The following is a 25,277-nucleotide window of genomic DNA, read 5'->3' on the forward strand; positions in this document are numbered from 1 at the left end:
CCCGTGAACGTCTCAACCCACAACGGCTCAACCCGCAACACCCCACCCATACACGGAAAATGCCCGGAACTCAGCCTTCTGCAACACCCTTTAGAAGAAGCCGAGCTTCTTGGGGGAGTAGCTGACGAGGAGGTTCTTCGTCTGCTGGTAGTGCTCCAGCATCATCTTGTGCGTCTCGCGGCCTATGCCCGACTGCTTGTAGCCGCCGAAGGCGGCGTGGGCCGGGTAGGCGTGGTAGCAGTTCGTCCAGACGCGGCCGGCCTGGATCGCGCGGCCCGCGCGGTACGCGGTGTTGATGTCGCGGGTCCACACGCCCGCGCCCAGTCCGTACGCCGTGTCGTTGGCGATCCGAACGGCGTCGTCGAAGTCCTGGAACGAGGTCACGGACACCACCGGGCCGAAGATCTCCTCCTGGAAGATCCGCATCCGGTTGTCCCCCTCGAAGATGGTCGGCTGAACGTAGAAGCCCCCGGCCAGGTCGCCGTCCAAGTCCTGCCTCTCGCCGCCCGTAAGGATCTTCGCCCCCTCCCGCTGGCCGATCTCCACGTACGACAGGACCTTCCGCAGCTGTTCCTCGGAGGCCTGCGCTCCGATCATGGTGTCCGTGTCCAACGGGTGTCCCGGCACGATCAGTTCGGTACGGGCCACGGCCGCGTCGAGGAAGTCCCCGTACCGCCCGCGCTCGATCAGCGCGCGCGAGGGGCTCGTGCAGACCTCGCCCTGGTTCAGGGCGAACATGGTGAACCCCTCCAACGCCTTGTCCCGCAAGTCGTCGTCCGTGGTCCAGATGTCGTCGAAGAAGAGGTTGGGGCTCTTGCCGCCGAGTTCGAGGGTGACCGGCTTGAGGTGCTCCGCCGCGTACTGCATGATCAGGCGCCCCGTGGACGTCTCCCCGGTGAAGGCGATCTTCGCCACGCGCGGGCTGGACGCCAGCGGTTTGCCCGCCTCCTCGCCGAAGCCGTTCACGATGTTCACCACGCCCGGCGGCAGCAGGTCCGCCACCAGGCTCAGCCAGTAGTGCACCGAGGCCGGAGTCTGCTCGGCCGGCTTCAGCACCACCGTGTTCCCGGCCGCCAGAGCCGGAGCCAGCTTCCACACCGCCATCAGGATCGGGAAGTTCCACGGGATGATCTGCCCGACCACGCCCAGCGGTTCGTGGAAGTGGTAGGCGACGGTGTCGTCGTCGAGCTGGCTCAGCGCCCCCTCCTGGGCGCGCAGCGCACCCGCGAAGTAGCGGAACTGGTCGATCGCCAGCGGCATGTCGGCGGCGAGGGTCTCCCGGACCGGCTTGCCGTTCTCCCAGGTCTCCGCGACCGCCAGGGCCTCCAGGTTCTGCTCCATCCGGTCGGCGATGCGCAGCAGGATCGTGGATCGCTCGGCGACCGGGGTGCGGCCCCAGGCGGGCGCTGCCGCGTGCGCCGCGTCGAGCGCCCGCTCCACGTCCTCGGCCGTGCCGCGCGCGACCTCGGTGAAGGTCCGGCCGTTGACGGGGGAGGGGTTGGCGAAGTAGGCGCCGAGGGCGGGATCGACGTATTCGCCGCCGATGAAGTGGCCGTAGCGGGACGCGTACGACATGAGCGCGCCTTCGGTACCGGGCGCAGCGTAACGGGCCATGGTGTCCTCCCCTTGTTGCCGGGCGCCGGCCGCCGTCGGACAGCGCTCGGGAGGAGGCTAGGAGCGCTCAGGTTGCGGATACGTTGCACGGCGCGCGGGCGGGGACGCGGGCGGGCACGCGGGCGGAGTCGGCTCCGGTCGTGCGAAGCCGGCTCCGGCACGCACTCCGGCGCGTACTGCGACGCGTACTGCGGCGCCGAGTTCCTCGTCGAGGGCCCGTACCCGGGCCAGCGCGGCCGGGCGCCCCTCCGGCGGCAGCGCTTCGGCCAGCGCCCGCCAGGCCGCCGCGTCGTCCGCGCCCCACGGAGCGCACACCCAGTCGGTCAGCAGCCCCACGTCCGCCCGCGCGATCACAGCGGCCCGTGCCTGGTCCTCGATCCGGCGCCGCAGCCGGACGATGCCCGGCGCGGTCGAGCCGGGGAGCAGCGGGCCCGCGTAGTCGTGGAGCGCCGCCGAAACGGCTCCGGCCGCCAGGTGGCGGGCCACGACGGTGAAGTCCGCCTCCAGCGGCGCCGCCGTACGGTACGGGCGCGCGAGCGGGGCCCGGTCTCCCAGCAGTCCGCGCAGCCGTGACATTTCGGCGCGCAGGGTCACCGGTGACACCGACTCGTCCTCGTACAGCGCGATCGCCAGCTCCTCGCCCGACAGACCGGCCGGGTGGTGGGCGAGGAGCGCCATGATCTCGCTGTGCCGTCTGCCCAGGCGGATCGTGGCGCCGCCTCCGCCGGCCAGCAGGGCCTCGTCCCGGCCGAGGGCGCCCAGGGTGTCCCCGGCGGTCGGCGGGACCGGGTCCAGCAGTGCCAGCTGAGCCTCCGCGGCGCGGGCCACCGCCCGGACGAAGGCGAGGGAGTGCGGATGGGCCAGGGCGTCCCCGCCGGTGATGTCCACCGCGCCGAGCAGCCGGCCGGTCCGGGGATCGCGCACCGGAGCCGCCGCGCAGGTCCAGGGGTGGACCCGGCGGCTGAAGTGCTCGGCCCCGAAGACCTGGACCGGCTCCCCGACGGCGACCGCCGTGCCGGGGGCGTTGGTCCCCATCGCCGTCTCCGCCCAGCGGGCGCCCGGCACGAAGCCGAGCCGCTCCGCCCGCCGCAGCGTGCCCGGCTCGCCCTCCACCCAGAGCAGGCTGCCCCGCGCGTCGCACACCGCCAGGAGATGGGCCCCGTGCGCCGCGAACGCCCCCACGAGGTCCCGGAACACCGGCATCACCCGGGCCAGCGGGTGCTGCGCCCGGTACGACCGCAGTTCCACCTCCGCCAGATCCACCTCCGGCGCCGACTCCGGGCTGACCCCCGCGCGGTCGCACCGGCGCCAGGACGTGGCGATCACCGCCCGGACCGGATCCTCGACCCGGCCGTCCCGTGCGAACGCGGCGTGCGCCCGCCGCAGGACGCGCGTGCGCCCGGCGGGATCGGCCCCGCCCGGCAGCGCCACCGACGGATCGTCCATTCGCCCTCCCGCGGTGCCGCAGTGCCCGGAGCGCCCCATCGTGGTGCCGGTGCCGCCCCCCGACAAGGGGCGGCGTCGGCCAAGGTCCGGCCGAATCGCTGCCGAGGGTGCCCGGCAGGTCGCGTTCGGCAATGTCCCGCGGGAGCCGGGAACGCGCGGTCGCGGCGGGGCGTTGTGGGGGTAGTGGACGACGACAGGTGGAGGTGTCCGCAGATGTCCAAGCGCGGCAAAGTCGCGGTTGCCGCAGTCGCGGCAGCCATCGTGTTGTTCTGGACGGTCGGGTTCTGGGCAGGGCTGCTGGTCCTGATCGGCGTGCCGGCGGCGGCCTATCTGCTGCTGGACCCCTCACAGCGGCGTCGTCTGCGGGGCGTGTCCAGGAAGCAGCTGGGCCGCTGAGCCGACGGCCCGGGCTGCCGGGCCGGTCAGTAGTAGTCGCGCATCAGGGCCGTGGCCCACTCGGGCTGACCGAGTTCGCCGCGCGGGCCGAATTCGGCCATGTACGGCTTCAGGTCCAGCACCGGGGTGCCGTCCACCGCGTCCAGGCCCGCCACGTGCACGTCCAGGCCGTCCACCTTCAGGATCCGGCAGCGGGAGACCCCCAACCGGTTCGGCCTGTTCTTGCCGCGCTGGGCGAAGATGCCGACCAGCGGCCAGTCCGGATTGCCCCGGGGATGCCGCGCGCCCGTCTCGATCTTCTCCACCGGAACCCGGTCGAAGTGGTAGACGACCTCCAGGTGTGAGAATTCGGCCAGCCCGTACAGGGCCTGCGGGCCGAACCGCCCGGAGTCCAGGCGGATCACGGCCGTCTCCCGTCCCCAGTCGTCGTCGACCGCCTCCGCGCGGCCGCCCACCACCACGGCCACCGGCTCCGATTCCACCAGCACGAGTTCTCCTTCGGGTTCAGGCCGGGCGTACGGCGACGCGGTCCAGGGCCGCGAGCAGCTCCGGCAGTTTCGGCAGGCCGAGATCGGGATCCCCGTCGGCGGGGACGGTGAGGACCTCGCCCGGCTCCTCGTCCAGCAAAACGAAGGCGGCGTCGCCGGTCCGCGCCACGAGCGACCACCCGGGGCCGTCCACCCGCAGCGTCCGCACGCCCTCGCCCGCGAACGAGGACCGGACCCGACCGGGCGGCGGCGGGCTCTGCGCGTACTCCGAGGCCTCCCGGAGCGCCCTCGCGAGCCCGGGGTGCGCCGCGGCGGCCGCCCCGCCGTCCGCCGCGACCTGTTCGCGCCACCCGGTCCACTCCCGGGCGATCTGGTCCGCGCCCATCCGCCGCTGCACGGCCCCCCACGCCTCGGCGGACGGCGGTGCCAGCGGCACCCGCCCGGTGCCGTCGGCGCCCTGCTCCGGGTCGTGCGGCTCCGGGACGCCCGGCGCCGCCACCGACAGGGCGAGCGGCCAGCCCGCCAGCGAGACCACGATCGACCGCTCGTCGGGCGACAGGTCGTACTCCATGCCGCAGTCCCAGGAGGCGATCGCCATGGCGACGAGCGAGACGTCGTCCACGACGACCGTCCAGCGCGCGCCCTCCTCGTCCTGGCCGAGCACCAGCCCGTATCCCTGCGCCGCCGGCTTCACGCCCAGCAGGGAGCAGGCCTCCGGGAAATCGTCGCCCAGGATGCCGGGAAACTGCGCGGGGGTCAGCAGCACGGCGGTCAGCACGTAGAGCGAACCGCCCCCCTCCTCGTCCGTCACGTGGCCTCCCGATCGCTCTCTCGTCGGCGCACCCTAACCAGCGGGTAACCCCTGCGTCGAGAGCCTGCGGCCGTCGATTTCCAAGGCCGCCACCTGCACGTAGAGTTGGCAGCCCGCCACAGAAAGGGACACCCGGTGCAGCGTTACGACCGGCTGAGGGAGATCCTCCGTCTCGACCCCGACAAGGACTTCCTCGCCATCTACCGGCTCACCGCCACCTACGAGTTCCCCTGGGACTTCACCCGCGCCCTGGAGCTCGCCCTCTTCCGGACCTACGCCGTCCCCGGCATCGGGCGCCTGCTCGCCGAGACGGCCGAGTTCACGGCCCACCCGCAGAAGCGCTACGACGACACCTCGCTGCTCCTCGACGCGGTCGTGGAGCACGGATTCGAGAGCGACACCGCGCGCACCGCGATCCGCCGCGTCAACCAGATGCACCGCGCCTACGACATCACCAACGAGGACATGCGCTACGTCCTGTGCACGTTCGTGGTGATTCCTGCGCGCTGGCTGGACGCCTACGGCTGGCGCCCGCTGACCCACCACGAGCGCCGCGCCAGCGCGAACTACTACGCCGAGCTCGGCCGGCACCTGGGCGTCAAGGACATCCCGGACTCCTACGAGGAGTTCGAGGAGACCCTGAACGCCTACGAGGAGGCCCACTTCGGCTGGGACGAGGGCGGCCGCAAGGTCGCCGACTCCACCCTCGGCCTGATGGCCTCCTGGTACCCGGCGCCGCTCGCCCCCGCGACGCGCGCACTGGCGCTCTCCCTCCTCGACGAGCCGCTGCTGGCCGCCTTCCGCTACGAGGGCCCCCGCCCGCGGGTCAAGCGGCTGTTCCGGGGCGCCCTCAGGCTGCGCGGGCGCGCCGTCCGGCTGCTGCCGCCCCGCAAGGCCCCGCACTACGCCCGGCAGAACCCGGAGATCAAGGGCTACCCCCACGGCTACGACGTGGGCGAGCTCGGCACGTTTCCGGTGCCCGGCTCGGGGGGCTGCCCCGTACCCCATCCGCGCCGGCCGGCCGGGGCCGAGGCTCAGCCTCCGGCGTGACCCGGGGCGCCTCCTCGGGTTCGGGGGCAGGTGCCGACGTACGACATGCGTGGGGGAGGGCCGGTCAGGCGCGGCGCAGCGCGAGCGCCAGGAAGCGGGCGTCCTCGTCGGCGTACGAGGTCATGTCCCAGCCCGAACCGGCCAGCAGCGGGCCCAGGTTGTGCTCGGCCCGCATGTCGTCCGGCGTCAGCTCGCGGCCCTGCCGCGCCGCCAGGGCCGCCCGCCCGATCGGGTGGAACAGCGCGAGGCGGCCGCCGGGGCGGACGACGCGGGCGAGCTCGCGCAGGTTGGCCTCCGGGTCGGGCAGGTGCGCGATCAGCCCGGCGGCGAACACGGCGTCGAGCACCCCGTCGCGCAGCGGCAGCCGGGCCACGTCCGCGAGCAGCAGCGCGCCCTCGGCGTCCCGCCCGGCCCGCCGGGCGGCCGCCAGCATCTGCGGGGTGAGGTCCGCGCCGAGCACCGTGCCGGCCGGGCCGACGGCGGCGCGCAGCGCGGTCAGCGCCCGCCCGGTACCGCAGCCCGCGTCGAGGACGCGGTCTCCGGGGCGCAGGCCGAATTCGGCCACGGCCTTCGTGAAGGCGGGCCCGTCCGCCGGGAACTTCCGGTCCCAGTCGGCGGCGCGCGTCCCGAAGAACTCCTGCACGTGCGTGTGGTCTTCGCTCATGTGGACATGATCCCCCACGGGCTCGGCGCGGTGCGTGTGCAAGGTGGCACGTGGCGTGATCGAAGCAGGGTGTAGCTCTGTCATATTCCAGCAGTTCCAGCTGCTTTCGAAATGCGCCCCTTGTTCGCGCCCTCACCCGGACTAGCGTCCCGGGGCCATGGGACACCTCGACCACGCGGCCTATGGCTGGCTGACACCCGTACTGTCATATGTGATGGCATGCATCGGCTCCGCCCTCGGGCTGCGCTGCACCGTCTGCGCGCTCGCCGCGACGACCCGATCCTCCCGCCGCAACTGGCTCCTCACCGCCGCCTCCGCCATCGGGACCGGCATCTGGACGATGCACTTCGTCGCGATGCTCGGCTTCAACGTCACCGGCACCGAGATCCACTACAACGTGCCGCTGACCATGCTCAGCCTGCTCGGCGCCATGCTCGTCGTCGGCGCCGGGGTGTTCGCCGTCGGGTACGGCCGGGCCCGCGGCCGCGCCCTCGTCCTCGGGGGGCTCACCACCGGCCTCGGCGTCGCCAGCATGCACTACCTCGGCATGGCGGCCCTGCGCCTGCACGGCAGCGTCTCGTACGACCCGCTCATGGTCGGGCTCTCGGTCGCGATCGCGGTCGTCGCGGCCACCGCCGCGCTGTGGGCCGCACTCAACATCAAGTCCCCGGTCGCCGTGGCCGTGGCCTCGCTCGTCATGGGCGCCGCCGTCAGCAGCATGCACTACACCGGGATGCTGGCCGTCGCGGTCCGGGTCGTCCCCTCGGAGCAGGCCCTGTCCGGCGCCACCGCGATGCAGTTCATCTTCCCGCTCGCGGTCGGCCTCGGTTCGTACCTGTTCATCACCTCCGCGTTCGTCGCGCTCTCCCCGACCGCCGACGAGCGTGCCGCCTCCGCATCGGCAGCCCGGCACCTGGGCGGCGGGCAGGCACCGGCGTCGGCCGCGCCGGCCCGCTGAACCGCCACTCCGTACCGCCCCGCTGGACCGCACCCGGAACGAGGAGCCCATGCGCACATCCCGCAGACCACCGGCAGCGCCGCCGCAGCTGCCCGTGCCCCCGGCGCGCGGCCGCCGGGCCCACGCCGGACCGCCCGCCGAGGAACCGGCGGTGCGGGAGGGCGGGCAGCCGGACGATCCCCGCCGCCCGGCGACGGCGGCGGCCTCCGACGGCGGCTCCCGCCGGACGCGGCCGCGGCTGCGCCCCGCGTCCGTCCGCGCGAAGGTCCTCTCGCTCCTGATGGTCCCGGTCGTCTCCCTGCTCGCCCTCTGGGGCTTCGCGACCGTCAGCACCGCCCAGGACATCGCCCGGGTCACGCGCGCCCAGCGCGTCGACGAGCAGATACGCACACCCGTCGCGGCCGCCGTCACCGAGCTCCAGGCCGAACGGCGCGCCGCCGTCCGCTACCTGGCCGACCCGGCTTCCGACCAGGGTGCCGTACTCGAACAGCAGGCGCGGCGCACCGACGCCGCCGTCCGGCGGCTCCGGCTCGGCGACCGCCACACCGTCGCCGAGTCGGGCGACCACCGCACCGATGTCGTGATCCGCGTGGGGGCCTTCGTGGCGGCGGCGGAGGGGCTGGGTGCCACCCGCAAGGACGTCACGGACCGGCGGGCGACGCAGGACGCGGCGTACGAGGCCTACACGGGCGTGGTCGACGGCGCGCTCGCCGTCGACGGCTCCCTCACCGGTGGAACGGGGGCCGAACTGGGTCCCGAGGCCCGCGTCCTGCTGGAGTTCGCGCGTGCCGGGGAACTCCTCTCCCGCGAGGACGCGCTGATCGCCGCGCCCGGCCCGCGCACCGCCGAAACGCTTCGGCGCCTCACCGGCGTCATCGAGACCCGGCGCGCCCTCACGGCGGCCGCCGCCGACGACCTGCCCGCCGCCCAGCGGGCGGCCTGGCAGTCCGTCGCGAAGAGCGCCGCGTACGCAGAGCTGACCGCCGCCGAGGACCGGGTGCTCACCGGCGGGGCGGCCACGGGAACGGCCAAGGACGCGGCCACGGGAACGGCCAAGGACGCGGCCACCGGACCCGTCAAGGACGCGGCCAAGGAGGCGACCCGCGGCGCGCCCGTCGGCTGGGACGCCGCGTACGCGAGCATCGGCACCTCGATGCGCGAGATCGGCGCCGCCGCCCACTCCGGAGCCGTCGACCGCACCGCCCCCCTCGCCCAGGGCATGCTCAGCCCCGCCGGAGCCGCCGTACTGCTGGGCCTCGCCGCCGTCGCCGCCTCCCTCGTCATCTCCGTGCGCATCGGCCGGGCCCTCGTCGTGGAACTCGTCTCACTGCGCAACACCGCCCTGGAGATCGCCCACCGCAAACTCCCGCACGCCATGGACCGCCTGCGGGCCGGCCAGGACATCGACGTCGAGGCCGAGACCCCGCCCCCACCGCCCGCCGCCGACGAGATCACCCAGGTCGGCGAGGCCCTGGCCACCGTCCACCGGGCAGCCCTCGGCGCGGCCGTCGAGCGCGCCGAGCTCGCCAGCGGAGTGAGCGGCGTCTTCGTCAACCTCGCCCGCCGCAGCCAGGTCCTGGTGCACAAGCAGCTCACGCTGCTCGACTCGATGGAGCGGCGAGCCGACGACCCCGGCGAACTCGGCGACCTCTTCCGCCTCGACCACCTCACGACGCGCATGCGCCGGCACGCCGAGAGCCTGATCATCCTGTCGGGCGCCGCGCCCGGCCGCGCCTGGCGGATGCCGGTCCCGCTGACCAACGTCGTCCGGGCCGCCGTCTCCGAGATCGAGGACTACCAGCGCGTCGAGGTCCGCCGGCTGGCGGAGGCCGCCGTGCTCGGCGGCGCCGTCGCGGACCTCACGCACCTGCTCGCCGAACTCATCGAGAACGCCACCCAGTTCTCCCCGCCCCACACCAAGGTCCGCGTCAGCGGCGAACCCGTCGGCGCCGGATACGTCCTGGAGGTCGAGGACCGCGGGCTCGGCATGGGCCCCGGCTCCCTCCGCGAGGCCAACCGGCGCATCGAGCAGTCCGAGTCGCTCGACCTGTTCGACAGCGACCGGCTCGGGCTCTTCGTGGTCAGCCGGCTCTCGGCCCGGCACGGGGTGCGGGTGCACTTGCGCACCTCGCCGTACGGCGGCACGACCGCCGTGGTGCTCCTGCCCAACTCCCTTCTCCAGGGCGCCATCGAGACCGGCTCCGGACCGGCCCCGGAACCGAGCCCGGAGGCGGGGTTCCGGGAGGCAGGGTCCGAGGCCCCGGCGCAACCGCGTGAGCCGGGGGAGTCCCGGGAGCCCGTGCCGCAGCCGCCGGCCGCCATGACCGTCGTACGGGAGGAGGCGCGCCGGCCGGGGGTAGGGGAGGCACCGCGGGGCATCACGGCGCCGGAGCGGAGCCCCGTGAGGCAGGAGGAGCCGCGGCCGGCCCCGGTGGCCCCCTTGCGGCCGCGGGTTCCCGGCGGCCCGGGGAACGCCGAACTGCCGCGCCGCGTGCGCCAGGCCAGTCTGGTCCCGCAGTTGCGCGAGGCCCCCGCCCCCAAGGACCCGGCCGGGGCGGGCCTGCCCGAGGACCCGCCGGGGCGCAGCCCCGAGCAGGCCCGGGACCGGATGGCCGCATACCGGGCGGGCTGGGTCCGCGGCGCCCGGGAGAGCTCCGCCCACGCAGGCAGCGAAGGAGAAGTGTGATGATCGAACACCAGAGATTCAATCCCGACGGAATCCGCAGGTCCGGTGAGCTGGACTGGCTGCTGGACGATCTGGTGGTCCGGGTCCGTGAGGTCCGGCACGCCGTGGTCCTGTCCAACGACGGCCTGGCGGTGGGAGCGTCCAGCGCGCTCAGCCGGGAGGACGCCGAGCACCTGGCCGCCGTCGCCTCCGGCTTCCACAGTCTCGCGAAGGGCGCGGGCCGGCACTTCCACGCCGGGGGCGTGCGCCAGACGATGGTGGAGATGGACGAGGGGTTCCTCTTCGTCGCGGCCGCCGGAGACGGCTCCTGCCTGGCGGTGCTGAGCGCGGCCAGCGCCGACATCGGGCTGATCGCGTACGAGATGGCCCGGCTCGTGAAACGGGTCGGGGAGCACCTGTACACCCCGTCCCGGTTCGCGGCGCGGCCGCCGGCCGCGGGCTGAGAGCGGCGGTCCGGTACATGAACGGCCTGTGGTACGACGCCGATGCGGGCCCGCTCGTCCGTCCGTACGCCATGACGGGCGGACGGACGAAGCCGGGACCCCACGGGGTCCGGTTCGACCTGATCGCGCTGGTCGTCGTGGACGGCGAAGGCGGGGACGCGGCGGCCGAGTCGCTGCTCGGCCCCGAACACCGGGCGCTGCTCGGGCTCTGCCGGTCCGAGACGCAGTCGGTGGCGGAGCTCGCCGCGGACGCGGATCTTCCGGTGGGCGTGGTGCGGGTGCTGCTCGGGGACCTGTTGGAGGGCGGGCACGTCAGGGTGAGCCGGCCGGTGCCGCCGGCCCGGCTGCCCGACGAGCGGATTCTGCGTGAAGTCATCGAGGGATTGCGAGCGCTGTGATGGGACAACACCAGGACGCAACGGGCGGACCGGACGCGGATCCGGAGGATGACGGGGAACTGGCCGCGCTCGCGCTGAAGATACTCGTGGCGGGCGGGTTCGGGGTCGGCAAGACGACGCTGGTCGGCGCGGTCAGCGAGATCCGGCCGCTGCGGACGGAGGAACTGCTCAGCGAGGCGGGCGAACTGGTCGACGACACGGGAGGGGTCGCCCAGAAGACGACGACCACCGTGGCCATGGACTTCGGGCGGATCACCATCCGGTCCGGGCTGTCGCTCTATCTGTTCGGGACCCCGGGCCAGGACCGGTTCTGGTTCCTGTGGGACGAGCTGTCGCAAGGTGCGCTGGGAGCCGTGGTGCTCGCCGACACGCGCCGGCTGGAGGACTGCTTCCCGGCGGTGGACTACTTCGAGCACCGCCGCATCCCGTTCGTGGTGGCCGTCAACTGTTTCAGTGACGCGCGGCGGTACGGGGCGCACGACGTGGCGCGGGCGCTGGACCTGGAGTCGGGGACTCCGGTGGTGCTGTGTGACGCCCGGGACAAGGATTCGGGGAAGGAAGTGCTGATCAGGCTGGTCGAGTATGCCGGGCGGGTGCACACCGCCCGGCTGCTGGACTCGGTGGGGCCGCAGGCCGATTCGGTGTGAGCGGCGGCCGGTGGCGGGGTGGGGTGGGCGGTGCCCGCGTCAGTGGGTGATGCCGTCGACGGAGATCACCTTGTCGATGGTGACGCGGACGAGGAGTTCGCCGGGGACGGCGTTGCGGCGGCCGAAGGCCGCGGCGCGCTCCTCACCCATGTAGCGGGCGGCGATGCGCGTCGCCCAGGGGAGCATCTCCTCCAAGTCCTCGCCGATCTCGGCGCGCCCTTGGAGGACGACGTGGGAGTACGGCGGACGGTCGTCGTCCACGCAGAGCGCCACGCGTCCGTCCCGCAGCAGGTTGCGCCCCTTCACGGTGTCCTTGCCGGTGTTGAACACGAAGGTGTCGCCGTCGAGGACGAACCAGACGGGTGCGACGTGCGGGCTGCCGTCCTCGCGGACGGTGGACAGCTTGCCGGTACGGGTCCCGTGCGAGACGAACGCCCGCCATTCCTCTTGAGTCATCTTCTTCGCCATGGGGACATCCTCCTTGCCCGAAAGGCGCTGGTGGGGAAGGCTGGCGGCACTTACTACGAGGGGTGGGGCGCGGCCATGCCGGCGGCGTCAACGGGGAGGGGCTCGACATGGCACTGGACAAGCAACTCGATTGGCTGCTCGACGACCTGACGCGCAGGGTCCAGCAGGTCAGGCATGCGGTGGTGCTGTCCAACGACGGTCTGGTGACAGGCGCGAGCGCGGGGCTGGCCCGGGAGGACGCGGAACATCTGGCGGCGGTGGCGGCGGGGTTGCAGAGCCTGGCGAAGGGGTCGGGGCGGCATTTCCGGGCGGGCGAGGTGCGGCAGACGATGGTCGAGTACGACGACGGCGCCCTGTTCGTGATGGCGGCGGGCGCGGGGAGTTCGCTGTGCGTGCTCAGTGCCGCCGAGGCCGACATCGGCCAGGTCGCGTACGAGATGACGCTGCTGGTCAACCGGGTGGGGGAGCACCTGGGCGTGGCGGAGCGGCGGATCACCGGGGGCTGAGGCCTTCGGGGTCTTGGGAGTTATCCACAGGTCTCGCGGGGTGTCGTGGCGCTGAGTTACGTTCTTCACACAGAGTAATTGTCTCGTGTGGGGGGAGGACCGTCATGGACGTGGCGACGCAGGTGTTGTCGGAGGTGCGGGGGCCGGTTCTGCCGGTGATCCGGGCGGCCGGGCCCCCGGTCGTACGGGCGGAGCCGCTGCCGGATGCGGCGGTGGGCGGCGCCCGGGCCGCCGGGGAACTGGGGCTGACGCGGACCGAGTTCGCCCGGGCCGTGCAGCTGGGCATCGTACGGGCCGGGCCGCCGGCGCCGGGAGGGGGCGCGCGCTACGAGCGGGCCGAGCTGGAGCGGATCCGGTCGGCCGAGGGGTTCCCGGACGGGCTGCGCGAGCGGGTCGGGACCGTGGCCGGAGCCGAGGCCGCCGGGGCGGTGCTGGGCATCAGCCCGGGCCGGTTCACCCGGCTCGCGCGGTGCGGGCACTTCACCCCGGTCGGCTACCGGATCAATCGCTACCGGGTGGTGGTGTGGCTCTATCTGACCGCGGAGCTGAGGGAGTTCGCCGACCGCGAGCCGGGGTTGCTGCGCGGGAGCGCGTGCCAGGCCGACCGGGAGCTGCTCGCGGCGAAGGCGGATCTGCGGCCGCGGAAGTGGCGCGGGCGGCATGTCGGCCTGCTGCTGAGACGAACCGCGGACCCCTGGGAGCGGGCCGCCGTGCTCGCCTCCGTACTTCCCGGGGAGGAGCTGCGGCAGGCGGTGCCCGATCCGGCGGAGCGGATCGTGCTGGCCGCGCTCGCGCCGCCCCCGCCGTACGGGCACCCGCAGATCCCGGCCGCGGCGGCGGTGGCGCTGCGGCTGCTGCGGGCGGAGCCGGCGGACGAGGTCCACTGGTACCGCACCAGCCTGGACTTCGCGCTGACCGGAGCGCGCGGTCAGCCGAAGTCGACGGGAGAGAGGGGGCCGACGTAGACCCAGGCCCCGGCCTCCCGGCTGAATGAGCTGTGCTCGTGCAGGGAACCGGTGTGCCGGCCCTCGCGGTAGTGCGCCCGGAACTCCACCGACCCCTCCGTCTCGAACATCCCGCCGCGCTCGGTGGCGAGGATCTCCAGGCGCTCCCAGCGCTGGCCGGGATCGAGGTCGAGCCGGCCGGGGCGCGTGCCCGGGTGCCAGGAGCGCAGCAGGTAGGCAGTGTCACCGAGGGCGAACGCGCTGAACCGGGAGCGCATCAGCAGCTCGGCGGTGGGCGCCTGCTGCGCACCGGAATGGAAGCGGCCGCAGCACTGCGGATAGGCGGCGGGCAGCCCGCAGGGGCAGGGGAGGGCCGGGGTGGGCATGGGTGCGCTCAGCTCTTCGTGGACGGGATCGACAAATCGACTACTGGACCGGCGGGTTCTGCGGACGGCCGGAAGGGGGGCTACTGCGGTGACACGGGCGGCTTGGCCGCGTTCTCGGCGTACGGGCGGAAGAGGCCTTCCTGGACCACGGAGACCAGCAGCCTGCCCTCCACGTCGTAGATGCGGCCACGGGCGAGGCCCCGGCCGCCGTGCGCGATGGGCGACTCCTGGTCGTACAGGAACCACTCGTCCGCGCGGAACGGCCGGTGGAACCACATGGCGTGGTCCAGCGAGGCCATGTCGTATCCGCGCATGCCCCACAGGGGCTCCACGGGGATGCGCACGGCGTCGAGGAGGGTCATGTCACTGGCGTAGGTGAGGGCGCAGGTGTGCACCAGCGGGTCGTCGCCCAGCGGGCCGACCGCGCGCATCCACACCGCACTGCGCGGATCGGCGTCCTTGAGCTCCTCGGGAGTCCAGCGGAGCCGGTCCGCGTACCGGATGTCGAACGGCTGGCGGCGGGCCATCCGCTCCAGCGCCTCGGGCAGCGCGCCCAAGTGCTCGCGGATCTCGTCCGCGACCTTCGGCAGCGTCTCCGGGTGGGGGAAGTCGAGTCGGGGAGGCAGCTGGTGCTCGATGCCGCCCTCCTCCGGATGATGGAAGGAGGCGGTGAGATTGAAGATCGTCTTGCCCTGCTGGACCGCGGTGACGCGGCGCGTGGTGAAGGACCGCCCGTCGCGCACCCGCTCCACCTGGTACACGATCGGCACCCCGGGGATGCCGGGGCGCAGGAAGTACGCGTGCAGGGAGTGGACCGGGCGGTCGCTCTCGGTGGTGCGGCCGGCGGCCACCAGGGCCTGGCCGGCGACCTGCCCGCCGAAGACCCGCTGGAGGGATTCCTGCGGGCTGGCGCCGCGGAAGATGTTGACCTCGATCTGCTCCAGGTCGAGCAGATCCACGAGTCTCTCGGCGGGATTCGTCATCAGAGGTTCTCCACTGTCGGTTCCGGCGGCTCCGGCGGGGCCGGGCGCTGCTCGGGCGGGTCGGTTCGCTTGCTCGGGTCGGTCAGAGCGCGCCGAGCTCACCGACCGAGGTCAGCCGGACGATCGCACGGCCTTCCTCGTCGGAGGCCGCGAGGTCGACCTCGGCGCTGATGCCCCAGCCATGGTCCCCGTTGGGGTCCGCGAAGGTCTGGCGGACGCGCCACAGGCCGTGCGCCGCGTCCTCCTCGATCTGGAGCAGCTTCGGGCCGCGGGCGTCGGGGCCCGTGCCGAGGTCGTCGTACTCGTCCCAGTACGCGTCCATGGCCTCGCCCCAGGCGTCGGCGTCCCAGCCGGATGCGGCGTCCAGCTCACCCAGCTGGTCGACGTGGTCCAGGGCGGCGAGCTCCACGCGGCGGAACATGGCGTTGCGGACCAGGACGCGGAAGGCGCGGGCGTTCGCCGTGACCGGCTTGACCTGGTCGGCCTTCTCCTGGGCCTGCTCCGCCGTCTCCACCTCCGGGTTCGCGAGCTGCTCCCACTCGTCGAGCAGGCTGGAGTCGACCTGGCGGACGAGCTCGCCCAGCCAGGCGATCAGGTCCTGGAGGTCCTCGGACTTGAGGTCGTCGGGGATGGTGTGGTCCAGCGCCTTGTACGCACTGGCCAGGTAGCGCAGCACGATGCCCTCGGTGCGTGCGAGTTCGTAGAAGGAGGTGAACTCGGTGAAGGTCATCGCGCGCTCGTACATGTCGCGGATGATCGACTTCGGGGAGACGGGGTGGTCCCGGACCCACGGGTGGCTCTTGCTGTACACGTCGTAGGCGTGCAGGAGCAGCTCTTCGAGCGGCTTGGGATAGGTGACGTCCTGGAGACGCTCCATCCGCTCCTCGTACTCGATCCCGTCGGCCTTCATGGCGCCCACGGCGATGCCGCGTTCCTTGTTCTGCTGGGCGGCAAGGATCTGGCGCGGGTCGTCCAGCGTGGATTCGACGACGGAGACCATGTCCAGCGCGTAGGAGGGGGACTCCGGGTCCAGCAGGTCGAAGGAGGCGAGCGCGAAGGTGGACAGCGGCTGGTTGAGCGCGAAGTCCTGCTGGAGGTCGACGGTGAGCCGGATGGTGCGGCCCTCCGCGTCCGGGGTGTCCAGTTTCTCGACCACGCCTCCGTCCAGCAGCGAGCGGTAGATCGCGATGGCCCGGCGGATGTGCCGCAGCTGGGCCTTGCGCGGCTCGTGGTTGTCCTCCAGGAGGTGGCGCATCGCCTGGAAGGCATCGCCCGGACGGGCGATGACCGACAGCAGCATGATGTTGGTGACCTTGAACCGGGAGGTGAGCGGCTCGGGGTCGGCCGCGATGAGCTTCTCGAAGGTGGTGTCCGACCAGGCGACGAAGCCCTCGGGAGCCTTCTTGCGCACCACCTTGCGGCGCTTCTTCGGGTCGTCGCCGGCCTTCGCGAGGGCCTTCTCGTTCTCGATGACGTGCTCGGGCGCCTGGGCGACCACATAGCCCGCCGTGTCGAAGCCGGCCCGGCCCGCGCGGCCGGCGATCTGGTGGAACTCGCGGGCGCGCAGGGTGCGGACGCGGCTGCCGTCGTACTTGGTGAGCGCGGTGAACAGCACCGTGCGGATCGGGACGTTGACGCCGACACCGAGGGTGTCGGTACCGCAGATCACCTTGAGCAGGCCGGCCTGCGCCAGCTTCTCCACCAGGCGCCGGTACTTGGGCAGCATGCCGGCGTGGTGGACGCCGATGCCGTGCCGGACGTAGCGGGAGAGGTTCTGGCCGAACTTGGTGGTGAAGCGGAAGTTGCCGATCAGGTCGGCGATCTTGTCCTTCTCCTCGCGGGTGCACATGTTGATGCTCATCAGCGACTGCGCCCGCTCGACCGCCTGGGCCTGTGTGAAGTGCACGATGTACACCGGGGCCTGCCGGGTCTCCAGCAGCTCGGTGATGGTGTCGGTGATGGGCGTCGTGACGTACTCGTACGACAGCGGCACGGGCCGGGTCGCGGAGCGGACCACCGAGGTCGGCCGGCCGGTGCGCCGGGTCAGGTCCTCCTCGAACCGCTTCATGTCGCCGAGCGTCGCCGACATCAGGACGAACTGCGCCTGCGGCAGCTCCAGCAGCGGGATCTGCCAGGCCCAGCCGCGGTCCGGCTCCGCATAGAAGTGGAATTCGTCCATGACGACCTGACCGATGTCGGCGTACTTGCCGTCGCGCAGGGCGATCGAGGCCAGCACCTCCGCGGTGCAGCAGATCACCGGGGCGTCCGCGTTCACGGAGGCGTCGCCGGTCAGCATGCCGACGTTCTCGGTGCCGAAGAGCTTGCACAGGTCGAAGAACTTCTCCGACACCAGCGCCTTGATCGGGGCGGTGTAGAAGGTCACCTTGTCCTGGGCGAGGGCGGTGAAGTGCGCGCCCGCCGCCACGAGGCTCTTCCCGGAGCCGGTCGGGGTGGACAAGATCACGTTCGCCCCGGAGACGACCTCGATCAGCGCTTCCTCCTGAGCCGGGTACAGGGTGATGCCCTGATCCTCCGCCCACGAGGAGAAAGCCTCGAAGAGGGCGTCGGGGTCGGCGTTCGGCGGGAGCTGATCAATGAGGGTCACACCCCCCATCTTGCCTGGCTTCCCGCCGTAAGAGGGAACCGGCGGACGGATCGAAGATCACCGCCGGTACGCTGTGCCGTTGACCGGGCCCGAACGAAACCGTCAACAGGGCCCGACCACCACAAGACTGGGGCGGGGAACGACCATGATGGGTCCGGCGCACTCACTGTCCGGGGCGGCAGCCTGGCTGGGGGTGGGAGCGGCGGCCGCGGCCGCCGGGCACCCGATGCCCTGGCCCGTGCTCGTCGTCGGCGCGCTCATCTGTGCCGGCGCCGCCCTCGCGCCCGACCTGGACCACAAGTCGGCGACGATCTCGCGCGCCTTCGGCCCGCTCTCCCGGGGCCTGTGCGAGGTGGTCGACAAGATCTCCTACGCGGTCTACAAAGCCACGCGCGCGCCCAAGGACGCCCGCCGCACCGGTGGCCACCGCACCCTGACGCACACCTGGCTGTGGGCGGTCCTGATCGGGGCCGGCTCCTCCGCGCTGGCGGTCACCACCGACCGCTGGGGCGTCCTCGTCCTGCTCTTCGTCCACCTGGTCCTGGCCGTCGAGGGCCTGCTGTGGCGGGCGGCCCGGATGTCCAGCGACGTCCTCGTCTGGCTGCTGGGCGCCACCAGTGCCTGGATCCTGGCGGGCGTCCTCGACCAGCCCGGCAACGGCGCCGGATGGCTGTTCACCGGCCCCGGCCAGGAATACCTCTGGCTCGGCCTGCCGATCCTGCTCGGAGCCCTGGTCCACGACATCGGCGACGCCCTGACCGTCTCCGGCTGCCCCGTCCTGTGGCCGCTGCCGATCGCCGGGAAGCGCTGGTACCCCATCGGCCCGCCCAAGGGGATGCGCTTCCGGGCCGGCAGCTGGGTGGAGCTCAAGGTCCTGATGCCCGTGTTCATGCTGCTCGGCGGCATGGGCGGAGCCTCCGCACTCGGCTTCATCTAGGCGATCGGGTACGGCTGGGCGTTCGGGTACGGCAAGGGCCCCGGCCCCCGCGCGTCAGCGGGGACCGGGGCCTCGTACGACCGCCGGTGCGGACCGGTCAGCCGTGCCAGGAGCGCCACAGCGCCGCGTAGGCGCCGTCCGCCGCGACCAGCTCGTCGTGCGAGCCCAGTTCGCTGATCCGGCCGCCCTCGACCACCGCGATCACGTCCGCGTCGTGCGCGGTGTGCAGCCGGTGGGCGATCGCGATCACCGTACGGCCGTCCAGCACCCGGGCCAGCGAACGCTCCAGATGCCGCGCGGCCCGCGGGTCCAGCAGCGACGTGGCCTCGTCCAGCACCAGGGTGTGCGGGTCCGCGAGCACCAGCCGGGCAAGTGCGATCTGCTGCGCCTGTGCCGGTGTCAGTGCCGTACCGCCCGAACCCACCTCCGTGTCCAGACCGGACTCCAGCGCCCGCGCCCAGGCGTCCGCGTCCACCGCGCCCAGCGCCGCCCACAGCTCGGAGTCATCGGCCCCGGTGCGCGCCAGGCGCAGGTTGTCCCGCAGCGAGCCCACGAACACGTGGTGCTCCTGGTTGACCAGCGCCACCTGCTCGCGCACCCGCTCCGCGGGCATCCGCGACAGCTCGGCGCCGCCGAGGGTGACCGCGCCGGTCCGCGGCGCGTAGATGCCCGCCAGCAGCCGGCCCAGCGTGGACTTGCCCGCCCCGGAGGGGCCGACCAGCGCCATCCGGGTGCCCGGCGGCACGGACATGGACACCTGGTGCAGCACGTCCACGCCCTCCCGGTAGCCGAAGCGCACCTCGTCGGCCCGCACGTCCCGCCCCTTGGGGGAGACGGCCGCGTCACCGGCGTCCGGCTCGATCTCCCGCACGCCCACCAGGCGGGCGATCGATACCTGGGCGACCTGGAGCTCGTCGTACCAGCGCAGGATCAGGCCGATCGGATCGACCATCATCTGCGCGAGCAGCGCACCCGTGGTCAGCTGACCGACCGACATCCAGCCCCGGAGCACGCAGTAGCCGCCGATCATCAGCACGGAGCCGAGGATCGTCACGAAGGTCACGTTGATGACGGGGAAGAGGACGGTGCGCAGGTACAGCGTGTACCGCTCCCACGCCGTCCACTCCTTGATCCGCTGCTCCGACAGGGCGATCCGGCCCGGACCGAGGCGGTGCGCCTCGACCGTGCGCCCGGCGTCCACCGTCTCGGTGAGCGCGGCCGCGACCGCCGCGTACCCGGCCGCCTCGGAGCGGTACGCCGAAGGCGCCCGCCGGAAGTACCAGCGGCATCCGACGACCAGCACCGGAAGGGCCACCAGCGCGGCCAGCGCCAGCGGCGGCGCGGTCACCGTGAGCGCCCCGAAGAGCAGCCCGACCCAGACCACGCCGATGGCCAGCTGCGGCACGGCCTCGCGCATGGCGTTGGCCAGCCGGTCGATGTCGGTGGTGATCCGCGACAGCAGGTCACCGGTGCCGGCCCGCTCCAGTACGCCCGGGGGCAGGCCCACGGAGCGCACGAGGAAGTCCTCGCGCAGGTCGGCCAGCATCTCCTCGCCGAGCATCGCTCCGCGCAGCCGGACCTGCCGGACGAAGAACGTCTGGACCACGAGGGCCAGCGCGAACAGCAGGGCCACGCGCTCCAGATGGAGCTCGCGGGCCCCCGCCGCCAGCTGGTCCACGACCCGGCCGAGCAGGTACGGGCCGACCATGGAGGCCGTCACCGCGGCCGCGTTCACCGTCACCAGCAGCACGAAGGCCCGCCGGTGCCGGCGGAACAGGCCGCGCACGTAGCCCCGTACGGTCGCCGTCGTGCCCACGGGCAGGGTGGCGGCCGATGAGGGGGCCGCCGGATCATATTGCGGCGGCGCCACGCCGATCATGCGGATTCCTCGATCTCTGTCAGTGCCTTTTCCAGCCGGGCTTCTTCCAGCCGGGTCAGTTCCATCCGGGCCACCCGCTGTTCCGCCTCGGTCTCGCGGGTGACGACGGCCCGGTAGAGCGGTTCGCCGTGCAGCAGTTCGCGGTGCGTACCGGTCGCGGCGACCCGGCCCTCGTGGATCAGGACCACCCGGTCGGCGCGGTCCAGGAGCAGCGGCGAGGAGGCCAGTACCACCGTCGTGCGCCCGGCGCGCAGGGCGCTGATCCCGTCCGCGATCCGTGCCTCGGTGTGCGAGTCGACCGCCGAGGTCGGCTCGTCCAGCACCAGCACCTCCGGGTCGGTGGCCAGGGACCGCGCCAGCGCGAGCCGCTGACGCTGCCCGCCCGACAGGGACCGGCCGCGCTCGGTGATCCGGGTGTCCATCGGGTCCTCCACCCCGTCGGGCGCCGACTGCAGCAGCGCGTCCAGGACGTCCCCGCACTCGGCGGCGCCCAGCGCCGCCCCGGGCTCGACCGCTCCGGACGCCGGTACGGCGAACAGCTCGCGCAGCGTTCCCGACAGCAGCACCGGATCCTTGTCCTGTACGAGGACCAGCGTGCGCGCCGTGTCCAGCGCGAGCTCGTCCAGCGCGACCCCGCCCAGCAGCACCGGGACCCGGTCGGCGGCCGGGCCGTCGTCCGCCGGATGCCCGCCGAGGCGCTCGGCGAGCCGTCCCGCCAGGTCCGGATCCCCGCACACCACGGCGGTGAACCGGCCCGCGGGGGCCAGCAGCCCCGTCGCGGGGTCGTACAGGTCCCCGCCCGGAGCCGGGGCCTCGGGGATCCGGGCCCGCGGAGCCTCGGGCTCCGGGACGTCCGTACGCGTCAGCGACAGCACCCGCGCCGCCCGCGCGGCGGAGGGCCGGGAGAAGGAGTACGCCATGGCGATCTCCTCGAAGTGCCGCAGCGGATAGAGCATCGTGGCCACCGCGCTGAAGGCGGCGACGAGTTCACCGACCTCCAGCCGGCCGTCCAGCACGAGCACGGAGCCGTACCAGACCACGGTGATCAGCAGGGCGCCCGGGAGCAGCACCTGGATCGCGGAGATCAGCGCCCACATCCGGGCGCTGCGCACGGCCGCCTTGCGGACCTCCTGCGAAGCCTCGCGATAGCGGCCCAGGAACAGTTCCTCGCCACCGATGCCGCGCAGCACCCGCAGGCCGGCGACGGTGTCGGAGGCCAGTTCGGTGGCCTTGCCCGCCTTCTCGCGCTGGACGTCGGCGCGCCGGGTGGCGCGCGGCAGCAGCGGCAGTACCGACAGGGCCAGCACCGGGACGCCGATCGCGACGACCAAGCCGATCGAGGGCGCGAAGAACAGCAGGCCGACGCAGATGGCGACGACGGAGAGGGCGGCGGCGAGGAAGCGGGAGACCGCCTCGACGAACCAGCCGATCTTCTCCACGTCTCCCGTGGAGACCGCGACCACCTCGCCCGCCGCGACCCGCCGGGTCAGGGCGGAGCCCAGCTCGGCGGTCTTGCGGGCGAGCAGCTGCTGGACCCGCGCGGCGGCGGTGATCCAGTTGGTGACGGCCGTCCGGTGGAGCATCGTGTCGCCGACCGAGATGGCGACGCCGATCAGCGCCAGGAGGGCGCCGACCAGCAGCAGTCGGGTGCCGTCGCGCTGCACGACCGCCTCGACGCCCAGGCCCACCGCGTACGGGAGCCCGGCGACGCCGCCGAAGTGCACCAGTCCCCAGCACAGGCTTTTGGCCTGTCCGCCGAGTTGGCCGCGCCCCAGCCACACCAAGAATCGCGGGCCGGAGCGGGCGTCGGGTACTCCGGGGTCCGGATACGGAAGATCGCTGATCTGCATGACGCCTCAAGACTGGTCGAGTGGTTCAAACCGAGCAAGGTTCGCCTTCCGGACCGGTTCCGGGCAATCGATTTTGCGTTGGCCACGGCCTCACGCGGCGGGATGTGCGGCCCGCGCGGCCGTAAACCGCCAGGTCAAGGCCGCGTGCCGGCGGGTCAAGGGCGGGTGGCCCGCTCCAGTTCCAGCAGGACCGAGTAATAACTGCGGCCGGTCGCCCGGTCCATGCCCACCTCGCACATCCGGTTCGCCGACAGATGCGCGTCGAACGCCCGCGATGTCACCTCCGCCGCCTCGCGCTCCGTCGCCGAGGCCGTCAGCTCCGGATGCAGCATGCCCCGGTCGCCCGCGAAGGCGCAGCAGCCCGCATCCGCCGGGACCACCACCTCCGCGGCGCAGGCCTCGGCCACCGACCGCAGCTGCGCCGCATCGCCCAAGTGCTGCATCGAGCAGGTCGGATGGAGCACGGCCGAGCCCACGGTGCGCCGGATCTCCAGGTGCGGGAGCAGCTCGTCCGCCGCCCACACCACCGAATCGAGGACGGTCAGCTCCGCGTGCAGCGCCCGGTTGTCGTCCGTCAGGAACGGGACCACCTCCTGCGCGATGCCCAGCGTGCACGAGGAGGCGTCGACCACCAGCGGCAGGCGCCCGCCGGCGGTCCAGCCCCAGGCGGCCTCCACGATCCGGTTGGCCATCACCCGGTTCCCGGCTTCGTAGCCCTTGGAGTGCCAGATCGTCGCGCAGCAGGTGCCCGCGACGTCGCCGGGGATCCACACCGGCCTCCCGGCCCGCTCCGACACCGCCACCACGGCTTCGGGCAACGAGGGGCCGGGCCTGCCCCCGGGGCCGCCGAAGATCCTGTTCACACAGGCCGGGTAGTACACGGCCGCCGCGCCCACCCGCTCGGTGCGGGGCGGTTTCCGGGCGGCGGCGCCGGGGAGCTGCGGCAGCCACTGCGGAACCAGGTCGGGTCGCACGGCCTTGCGGGCGGCCCCGGTGACCGCCTCCAACAGCCGGTCACCGACCCGGTCGGAGAGACGGCCCACCAGCTGGTCGGCGGCGGCCACGGCCAGCCGGGAAGCGCCCTCCACGGCCTTGAACCGCCGCGCGGCGAGGGCGGCCGCGCGCTCCTCGCGCGCGCTGTGCCGGCGGTGGCGGAAGCCGCGCATCAGCGCGCCCGTGTCGATGCCGACGGGGCAGGCCAGCTTGCAGGTGGAGTCGCCCGCGCAGGTGTCCACGGCGTCGTGGCCGTAGGCGTCGAGCAGTCCCCCCAGCACGCGCGAGCCCGGCTGCTGGCGCATCATCTCCCGGCGCAGCACGATCCGTTGGCGCGGGGTGGTCGTCAGGTCCCCGCTGGGGCAGGTCGGTTCGCAGAAGCCGCACTCGATGCACGGGTCGGCGACCGCCTCGACGCGCGGGATCGTCTTCAGCCCGCGCAGATGCGCCGCCGGATCGCGGTCGAGGAGGATGCGCGGGGCGAGCAGCCCGTCCGGGTCGACGACCCGCTTCGTCCGCCACATCAGCTCCGTTGCCCTGGGCCCCCACTCCAGTTCCAGGAACGGGGCCATGTTGCGGCCGGTGGAGTGCTCGGCCTTCAGCGAGCCGTCGAAGACCTCCACCACCAGTCGGCAGAAGGCCTCCATGAAGGCCCCGTACCGCTCGACGTCGGCGGGCTTCGCCGCGTCGAAGGCGAGCAGGAAGTGCAGGTTGCCGTGGGCCGCGTGGCCGGCGACGGCCGCGTCGAAGCCGTGCTCGGCCTGGAGCGCGAGGAGCGCCTCGCAGGCCTCGGCCAGCCGGGAGGGCGGTACCGCGAAGTCCTCGGTGATCAAGGTGGTGCCGGGGGCGCGGGCGCCGCCGACGGCGGTGACGAAGGCCTTGCGGGCCTTCCAGTACCCGTTGACCGTCCCCGCGTCGCGGGTGAACGCATTGGTGACCGAGGCCACCGGAGCGACCAGGTCCAGCCCGGCGAGCACCTCGGCGGCGCGGCGCTCGTACTCCGCGCGGCCCGCCTCGTCCGGGGCGCGGAACTCCACCAGCAGGGCGGTGGTGTCCTTGGGGAGCCCGGCCCAGTCGGCGGGAACGCCGTCGACGCTGACCGACGCGCGCAGCGTGTTGCCGTCCATCACCTCCACGGCGAGGGCGCCCGCCGCGTTGAACCGCGGTACGGCGGCGGCCGCCGCGGGCAGCGAGGGGAAGAAGAGCAGCGCGCTGGTGAGCTCGCGGTCCAGCGGCACGGTGTCGAAGACGACCTCGGCGATGAAGCCGAGCGTGCCCTCCGAGCCGACCATCAGCCCGCGCAGGACCTCGACGGGGGTGGCGCCGTCCAGGTACGCGTCGAGGCGGTAGCCGGTGGTGTTCTTGATCTCGTACTTGGCCCGGATCCGCGCGACGAGCTCCGGATCGCCCTCGATCTCCCGCTTGATCTCCATCAGCCCGCGGCACAACGCCGGTTCCGCGCGCGCCAGCTCCTCGTCCGCACGTGGGTCCGCGGTGTCCACGACCGTCCCGCCGGGCAGCACGAAGGTGAGGGAGGACAGGGTGCGGTACGAGTTCCTCGTGGTGCCCGCCGTCATGCCGGACGCGTTGTTCGCGACGACCCCGCCGAGGGTGCACGCGATGGCGCTCGCCGGGTCGGGGCCGAGGACGCGGCCGTGCCGGGCGAGCGCGGCATTGGCCCGGGCCACGGTGGTGCCGGGCCGGATCCGGGCCCGCCGGCCCTCCTCCAGCACCTCGACACCGGCCCAGTGGCGGCGTACGTCGACCAGGACGTCCTCGCCCTGGGCCTGGCCGTTCAGGGAGGTCCCCGCGGCGCGGAAGACCACCTCGCGCCCGCGGCCGTGCGCGTACGAGAGGACGGCGGAGACGTCGTCGATGTCCTCGGCGACCACCACCACCTGCGGCACGAACCGGTACGGCGAGGCGTCGGAGGCGTAGCGGACCAGGTCGGAGACCTTCCACAGCACCTTCTCGGCGCCCAGCAGTTCCGTCAGCTCGGCGCGCAGCGGATCCGGGGTGCCGGCGGCCCGGTGGTCGGGAACCCGGTCGGGAGCGGGGCCGGCGACGCCGTGCGGCCGCAGGGCCCCGGGCTTCGGTTCCAGCAGCGGCATGCGCGACCCCTCGC

Annotated in this window: 22 protein-coding genes; 10 read left to right on the forward strand and 12 right to left on the reverse strand. The window is 73.2% G+C overall.

The features are described from left to right. Positions 1-90 precede the first annotated feature (90 nt). Positions 91-1,614, reverse strand: a complete 1,524-nt coding sequence (locus AB0M92_RS35705; RefSeq protein ID WP_366106517.1) for an aldehyde dehydrogenase family protein — start codon at positions 1,612-1,614, stop codon at positions 91-93. A 57-nt stretch (positions 1,615-1,671) separates the two neighbouring features. Further along, positions 1,672-3,060 carry a GAF domain-containing protein gene (locus AB0M92_RS35710; RefSeq protein WP_366106518.1) on the reverse strand — a complete coding sequence of 463 codons (1,389 nt, stop codon included), beginning with the start codon at positions 3,058-3,060 and terminating at the stop codon, positions 1,672-1,674. Between the two features lie 213 nt (positions 3,061-3,273). Between AB0M92_RS35710 and AB0M92_RS35715 the strand changes: the two genes are divergently transcribed. After that, positions 3,274-3,456, forward strand: coding sequence for a hypothetical protein (locus tag AB0M92_RS35715; protein ID WP_366106519.1), 183 nt, complete (start codon positions 3,274-3,276; stop codon positions 3,454-3,456). A gap of 26 nt (positions 3,457-3,482) precedes the next feature. Here AB0M92_RS35715 and AB0M92_RS35720 read toward each other — a convergent pair whose 3' ends face one another. Further along, entirely contained in the window at positions 3,483-3,938 is a 456-nt protein-coding gene (locus AB0M92_RS35720; RefSeq protein WP_366106549.1) for an SAM-dependent methyltransferase, read from the reverse strand. 22 nt (positions 3,939-3,960) lie between these two features. Beyond that, the gene (locus AB0M92_RS35725; protein WP_366106520.1) at positions 3,961-4,755 is read right to left on the reverse strand and encodes a hypothetical protein; all 795 of its coding nucleotides are present in this window, start codon (positions 4,753-4,755) and stop codon (positions 3,961-3,963) included. 135 nt (positions 4,756-4,890) lie between these two features. On the opposite strand from AB0M92_RS35725, the gene AB0M92_RS35730 reads away from it, so the two are divergent. Further along, positions 4,891-5,805, forward strand: a complete 915-nt coding sequence (locus tag AB0M92_RS35730; protein WP_366106521.1) for an oxygenase MpaB family protein — start codon at positions 4,891-4,893, stop codon at positions 5,803-5,805. A gap of 64 nt (positions 5,806-5,869) precedes the next feature. Here AB0M92_RS35730 and AB0M92_RS35735 read toward each other — a convergent pair whose 3' ends face one another. Then, positions 5,870-6,469, reverse strand: coding sequence for a methyltransferase domain-containing protein (locus AB0M92_RS35735; RefSeq protein ID WP_366106522.1), 600 nt, complete (start codon positions 6,467-6,469; stop codon positions 5,870-5,872). A 157-nt stretch (positions 6,470-6,626) separates the two neighbouring features. Here AB0M92_RS35735 and AB0M92_RS35740 point away from each other — a divergent pair, with 157 nt between their 5' ends. Genes AB0M92_RS35740 through AB0M92_RS35760 form a run of 5 tightly spaced genes read left to right on the forward strand, consistent with a single transcriptional unit; the run spans position 6,627 to position 11,601 of the window. Further along, a complete protein-coding gene (locus AB0M92_RS35740) occupies positions 6,627-7,427 on the forward strand; it encodes an MHYT domain-containing protein (RefSeq protein WP_366106523.1) in 801 nt (266 codons plus the stop codon). Positions 7,428-7,476: 49 nt separating this feature from the next. Beyond that, complete coding sequence (locus AB0M92_RS35745) at positions 7,477-10,113, forward strand: nitrate- and nitrite sensing domain-containing protein (protein WP_366106524.1); 2,637 nt, start codon at positions 7,477-7,479, stop codon at positions 10,111-10,113. Next, positions 10,113-10,556 (forward strand): roadblock/LC7 domain-containing protein, encoded by a 444-nt coding sequence (locus AB0M92_RS35750; RefSeq protein WP_099894014.1) that lies wholly within the window; start codon positions 10,113-10,115, stop codon positions 10,554-10,556. The genes AB0M92_RS35745 and AB0M92_RS35750 overlap by 1 nt, the downstream gene beginning before the upstream one ends. A gap of 17 nt (positions 10,557-10,573) precedes the next feature. Then, complete coding sequence (locus AB0M92_RS35755; RefSeq protein WP_366106525.1) at positions 10,574-10,954, forward strand: DUF742 domain-containing protein; 381 nt, start codon at positions 10,574-10,576, stop codon at positions 10,952-10,954. Beyond that, positions 10,954-11,601, forward strand: coding sequence for an ATP/GTP-binding protein (locus AB0M92_RS35760; protein WP_366106526.1), 648 nt, complete (start codon positions 10,954-10,956; stop codon positions 11,599-11,601). Before AB0M92_RS35755 ends, AB0M92_RS35760 begins: the two co-directional genes overlap by 1 nt. Before the next feature lie 39 nt (positions 11,602-11,640). Here AB0M92_RS35760 and AB0M92_RS35765 read toward each other — a convergent pair whose 3' ends face one another. Continuing rightward, the gene (locus AB0M92_RS35765) at positions 11,641-12,069 is read right to left on the reverse strand and encodes a PPOX class F420-dependent oxidoreductase (protein WP_366106527.1); all 429 of its coding nucleotides are present in this window, start codon (positions 12,067-12,069) and stop codon (positions 11,641-11,643) included. 107 nt (positions 12,070-12,176) lie between these two features. Here AB0M92_RS35765 and AB0M92_RS35770 point away from each other — a divergent pair, with 107 nt between their 5' ends. Then, positions 12,177-12,575 (forward strand): roadblock/LC7 domain-containing protein, encoded by a 399-nt coding sequence (locus AB0M92_RS35770; protein WP_030158066.1) that lies wholly within the window; start codon positions 12,177-12,179, stop codon positions 12,573-12,575. Between the two features lie 104 nt (positions 12,576-12,679). After that, positions 12,680-13,540, forward strand: coding sequence for a DUF6397 family protein (locus tag AB0M92_RS35775; RefSeq protein WP_366106528.1), 861 nt, complete (start codon positions 12,680-12,682; stop codon positions 13,538-13,540). On the opposite strand, the gene AB0M92_RS35780 is transcribed toward AB0M92_RS35775, so the two are convergent. From AB0M92_RS35780 to AB0M92_RS35790, 3 genes are all read right to left on the reverse strand, one after another. Then, positions 13,504-13,905 (reverse strand): YchJ family metal-binding protein, encoded by a 402-nt coding sequence (locus tag AB0M92_RS35780; protein ID WP_366106529.1) that lies wholly within the window; start codon positions 13,903-13,905, stop codon positions 13,504-13,506. The two genes, AB0M92_RS35775 and AB0M92_RS35780, sit on opposite strands and share 37 nt — an antisense overlap. An 80-nt stretch (positions 13,906-13,985) precedes the next feature. Next, positions 13,986-14,888 carry an acyl-CoA thioesterase II gene (locus tag AB0M92_RS35785; protein ID WP_366106530.1) on the reverse strand — a complete coding sequence of 301 codons (903 nt, stop codon included), beginning with the start codon at positions 14,886-14,888 and terminating at the stop codon, positions 13,986-13,988. An 82-nt stretch (positions 14,889-14,970) separates the two neighbouring features. After that, positions 14,971-17,493, reverse strand: a complete 2,523-nt coding sequence (locus AB0M92_RS35790) for a DUF3516 domain-containing protein (protein ID WP_366106531.1) — start codon at positions 17,491-17,493, stop codon at positions 14,971-14,973. A 145-nt stretch (positions 17,494-17,638) separates the two neighbouring features. Here AB0M92_RS35790 and AB0M92_RS35795 point away from each other — a divergent pair, with 145 nt between their 5' ends. After that, complete coding sequence (locus tag AB0M92_RS35795) at positions 17,639-18,430, forward strand: metal-dependent hydrolase (RefSeq protein WP_366106532.1); 792 nt, start codon at positions 17,639-17,641, stop codon at positions 18,428-18,430. A 97-nt stretch (positions 18,431-18,527) separates the two neighbouring features. Here AB0M92_RS35795 and AB0M92_RS35800 read toward each other — a convergent pair whose 3' ends face one another. From AB0M92_RS35800 to AB0M92_RS35810, 3 genes are all read right to left on the reverse strand, one after another. After that, on the reverse strand, positions 18,528-20,309 hold the full coding sequence (locus AB0M92_RS35800; RefSeq protein ID WP_366106533.1) for an ABC transporter ATP-binding protein: 1,782 nt from the start codon (positions 20,307-20,309) through the stop codon (positions 18,528-18,530). Continuing rightward, complete coding sequence (locus AB0M92_RS35805) at positions 20,306-22,159, reverse strand: ABC transporter ATP-binding protein (RefSeq protein WP_366106534.1); 1,854 nt, start codon at positions 22,157-22,159, stop codon at positions 20,306-20,308. Before AB0M92_RS35805 ends, AB0M92_RS35800 begins: the two co-directional genes overlap by 4 nt. A gap of 155 nt (positions 22,160-22,314) precedes the next feature. Then, entirely contained in the window at positions 22,315-25,263 is a 2,949-nt protein-coding gene (locus tag AB0M92_RS35810; RefSeq protein ID WP_366106535.1) for an FAD-binding and (Fe-S)-binding domain-containing protein, read from the reverse strand. Positions 25,264-25,277: the final 14 nt, after the last annotated feature.

The sequence above is a fragment of the Streptomyces sp. NPDC051582 genome, assembly GCF_040681715.1.
Classification (GTDB): Bacteria; Actinomycetota; Actinomycetes; order Streptomycetales; family Streptomycetaceae; genus Streptomyces.